The 3935-nt window shown below is 54.5% G+C and carries 4 protein-coding genes and 1 pseudogene; all 5 read right to left on the bottom strand.

Annotated elements, in window-relative coordinates:
- Positions 1 to 282: pseudogene (locus tag AC1QQ2_RS13710) on the bottom strand (carbohydrate ABC transporter permease); the annotation flags it as partial.
- Entirely contained in the window at positions 279 to 1343 is a 1065-nt protein-coding gene (locus AC1QQ2_RS13705; protein ID WP_479713546.1) for a carbohydrate ABC transporter permease, read from the bottom strand. The pseudogene AC1QQ2_RS13710 and the gene AC1QQ2_RS13705, both read right to left, overlap by 4 nt.
- 18 nt (positions 1344 to 1361) lie before the next feature.
- Entirely contained in the window at positions 1362 to 2627 is a 1266-nt protein-coding gene (locus AC1QQ2_RS13700; protein WP_479713545.1) for an ABC transporter substrate-binding protein, read from the bottom strand.
- A gap of 75 nt (positions 2628 to 2702) precedes the next feature.
- A complete protein-coding gene (locus AC1QQ2_RS13695) occupies positions 2703 to 3224 on the bottom strand; it encodes a flavin reductase family protein (protein ID WP_479713544.1) in 522 nt (173 codons plus the stop codon).
- Positions 3221 to 3935: aldo/keto reductase (locus AC1QQ2_RS13690; RefSeq protein WP_479713543.1), on the bottom strand; the 715-nt coding region annotated here is incomplete at its 5' end. The genes AC1QQ2_RS13690 and AC1QQ2_RS13695, both read right to left, overlap by 4 nt.

Raw genomic sequence — 3935 nt, 5'->3', positions numbered from 1 at the left:
CCAATTCAATACCCACTGCGGCAAATCTGGGATGAAGAATATCTGGTTTCCGTCTGGGTAAGACACCGTTGCCCGTGCAACGGTTTCGAACGACGTCGGCAGCAGCGACAAATCCTGTTTTTCCAGCTGCGACGAGGACTTCAACGAATTGAGCGCCAGCCACGCCACCGGCAAGAGGATCAGCAACACCCCAGACAGCAGATATGCATAGGTCAGATAATCGAGCCAATTCGCCCGCTGTCCGCCCGCTTTACGCGTTAGAAAAGTGGTTACTGCGTTCATGCTTTGCTCGATTTCGACGAAAGGTAAACTTGGAGAAGGGAGAGGATGATCAAGACAATCGCGACCAAGAGCGATGCCATCGCCGCAATCCCCAATCCGTTGGCTGTTGGTTGTCCGCGAAGGCCTGATGCTTCGAAGATGTAACCCACGAGAGAGGTCCACCGAACCGACATGGCGTAAAGCTCTTCAAAGGCTTGGAAGGCTTTAATCAGTGAAAGAACCGTCACGACCAGTAGGGTCGGCGCAAGGAGCGGAATGGTGATCCGCGTCAACTGGCGCCACGCCGACGTTCCGTCCATCTCGGCCGCCTCATAGACATCACGGGGGATCGCCTGAAGCCCGGCAAGGAGGATCAACATATAAAATCCAAGGTGTGCCCATGTGTAGACAAAGACGGACCAGAACATTGTCCAAGATGGGTCCGTCAGCCATTGGATCGGTTCATCAATCCAGCCCCACATCATTAAGGTTTGTGACAGCACACCTTGCCGTTTCAGGATCAGAGACCACAAGAAGCCGACAACCACCGGCGACAGCATTACTGGGTAGAAAAAAACTGCTCGCCAAAACCCGCGGGCTACAATTTTGCGGTTCAGCGCCAAGGCAGATATCAAGGCAACCGCGATCATGATTGGCACTTGGAACACGACAAATGTAGCTGTCGCGTAGACGGAACCGAGGAATTTATCGTCTTCGAGGTTGGGTGCGCCCGTATCGATCTGTGTCTCAGCCAGCAAACGACGCAGGTTATCTAACCCCGCCCAATCGCGTTCTGAAAACAAGATTGACTGGCCTTCGGTGACCGAGAAGCCGAAGTTGATAAACATGGGCGCAAAGGTAAATGCCCCAAAGATCAACATATTAGGCAAGAGAAACAGGTATGGGAGCCCCGTCGCACCTGCCAGCTTCTGTGTCATCTCAATCGGCCAGCCAATCACGCTGACTGCACGGTCCCATAAGGGGCCAGTTGGGCGCAAAAGCGCCCAACCGATGAGTAGATAGACCAGCAGATAAAGTGGCCATGGGGCACCCGCAAAAGCGGCGTGAAGCGCCTCTGTCATACGAATGCCTCCGCTGGATTATTCTGCGATCTTCGCGGCAACATCCGCGTCGATGGCAGCCAGTGCTTCGTCCAAGGTCATCTCGCCAGTGATGGCTTTGGTGATGTAATCAGGGATCACACCATAGATGACAAAGTTCTTAGCGTAGCCTTGGAAGGTATAGGCCTGCGGTGTGGTCTGAGCCGCTTTACCTGCGTTTGCCGCAAAGACCGACAAAGCCGCAGCGACTGCAGGGGACGCATCCGCATAATCAATACCAGATTCCTGAAGGCCCTGATGCGCAGTGATGTTCTTTGTCTGCGCAGCAAATGCCGCTGCGTTTTCTTCGGCAGCAAGGAAGTCGATCAATGCAGCAGCAGCCTCAGGCGATTTGGTCGATTTGAACGCTACAACAGCAGCACCACCGGGCATTGCGCCACAGCCACCATCACCACACGGCGCAGGGACAGCTTTCCAGTCGAAATCAGAGATGTTCTCAGCATAGCTGTTGATCATCCACGAACCCGACATATGCATAGCAACGTCGCCCGACTGGAACAGCGGAGCCGCGTTGCGATACTGAGTGCCCTCGCCTGCCGGCCAACCCTCTGCGGGCATTAGGCCACTCTGGTGCCAGCCTACAAAGACCTCTGCGTATTTGCGGAAGCCGTCGTCGACGAGGATCGGGTTGCCGCTGTCATCAAAGAACTTTGCGCCATAGCTGAACGCTGGACCGGCCCAGCGGTGTGCCGTGCGGTCCATTGCAAGACCTGCAGTGATGCCAGTTGCCTCTTTGACCTCCAACAGAGCAGCCGCCCAGTCATCCCAGGTCGCGCCGTCACCCGGCATGTCGACGCCCGCATCCTCAAAGAGGGATACGTTCACGAAAGGACCAGTCACGGTGAGCTGCGTCATCCAGCCGTAAATGCCCTGATCGGCACCGCCGGGTTGACGGAACCACGGCAGTGTTGCGCCATAGGATGCTTCCCATGCCGCGCCATCTACATAGGGTGCGAGATCAAGGTAGTACTGGTTCAAACCGCCAAGGTTTGTAACCCGTGCAACGTCAGGCGCCGCATCTGTTTGAAGCTGGTTTTCCAATTGGTCACGGATGACATCGTAACCAACCGTTTCCAGCTTCACGGTATGGCCAGTCTGTTCGGTAAACACAGGTAGCATACCTGCAATCACGTCACATTCGTTGGCGTCTTGGTAGCATAGAAAAGTAATCTCATCTGCCCACGCAGCGGATGCGCCAGCAAAAAGAGCAATCGACATAGCCGTCGAAGCTGTAAGTTTTTTCATAGTTTCCTCCCGTTTGGTTGCTCTGGACATTCCGTGTCCATCACTCTTTTGTCCGGCTACCCGCCCCTCCTCGGGCTATTGGGTCTCAATCCGGTTCATCTTCCCCTTGAAAAAGCCTAGCCCATCGCCTTCCTCAGCAAAGGCCGCGCGCAGCACTCTTCCAACAATTATGTTGTGATCTCCTCCGTCATGAACCGCGTGCCGACTGCATTCAAACCGAGCGAGACAGCCATCGATCAAAGGCACACCTTCCGAATTTTCGATCAAATCAAGTCCGGTAAGCGCATGCATGTCTTTTGCGACGCGCCAGCACAGATCATCTTGATCCGCAGCCAGAACATGGATCGCAAAATGCTCTGCTTTTACGAAATACTGCGAACGCTTCGACGACTTTTGCGGAGACCATAGCACCAATGGCGGCTCCATTGAGACCGAAGCGAAACTGTTCGCAGTGATCGCGATTGGTCCCTCATCCGTGCCGACTGTCACGACAGTCACACCCGTTGCGAACCGCCCAAAGGCGTCGCGCAACGAACGCTGTGTTTGCTCACTTGGAACGAAATGCTGGATTGTTTTGGTCGGCAAAAGTTCGGTCATGGAACCTCCTGCCCCAACGCCGCCTCATAGAGAGAGAACCAAGTCGGGCGATCCAACTCGACCTTCAGGGTTTCTGAAATCGTAGCAATCCTACCCAAATTATTCGTACCAAGGACTGGCATAATCTTTGCGGGATGACGCAACAGGAACGCAATGGCGACCGCAGCGCGATCGACACCCCGTGCAGAAGCGATCGCATCGAGACGCTGCCCCAAAAGACCACCATCTGACATCAAAGCCCCGCCACCCAGAGGCGACCACGCCATGATCGGCTGACCGTGCTGTTGGTGGAACGCTACATCGCCGTTCGTAAAGGGCGAGATTGCAGACAGAGACACCTCGATCTGGTTCGTCACCAACTGGGTCTTCATGCCCGATTGCAGTAACTGCCAATCCCAAGGGCGGAAATTCGACACGCCAACAGCGCGAACCTTTCCGTTCTTTACGACTTCATCCAATGCCATGCCCGTTTCGTGATGATCCATCAAAGGATCAGGACGATGGATCAACAAAAGGTCGATATGATCTATCCCCATCGCTTCTAGCGACAGATCAACCGATTTCAGAATGTGTGAACGCGACGTATCATAGTATTTGACCGGAGCATTTGCGTAGCGACCAACGGGCGCCACGATATCGCATTTGGTGACAATCTCCATCTGATCACGTAACGAAGGATTGGTGCGCAAGGCTGCGCCCAAGACGTCTTCT

Source organism: Aestuarium sp. (genome assembly GCF_023253315.1).
GTDB lineage: Bacteria > Pseudomonadota > Alphaproteobacteria > Rhodobacterales > Rhodobacteraceae > Marivivens > Marivivens donghaensis.
The sequence above is the reverse complement of the archived record's forward strand: the minus strand, read 5'-3'. Positions and strand labels throughout refer to the sequence as shown.

Coding starts and splice junctions, on each gene's coding strand:
- AC1QQ2_RS13705 (WP_479713546.1), bottom strand. CDS start 1,343: ATGACAGAGGCGCTTCACGCCGCTTTTGCGGGTGCCCCATGGCCACTT.
- AC1QQ2_RS13700 (WP_479713545.1), bottom strand. CDS start 2,627: ATGAAAAAACTTACAGCTTCGACGGCTATGTCGATTGCTCTTTTTGCT.
- AC1QQ2_RS13695 (WP_479713544.1), bottom strand. CDS start 3,224: ATGACCGAACTTTTGCCGACCAAAACAATCCAGCATTTCGTTCCAAGT.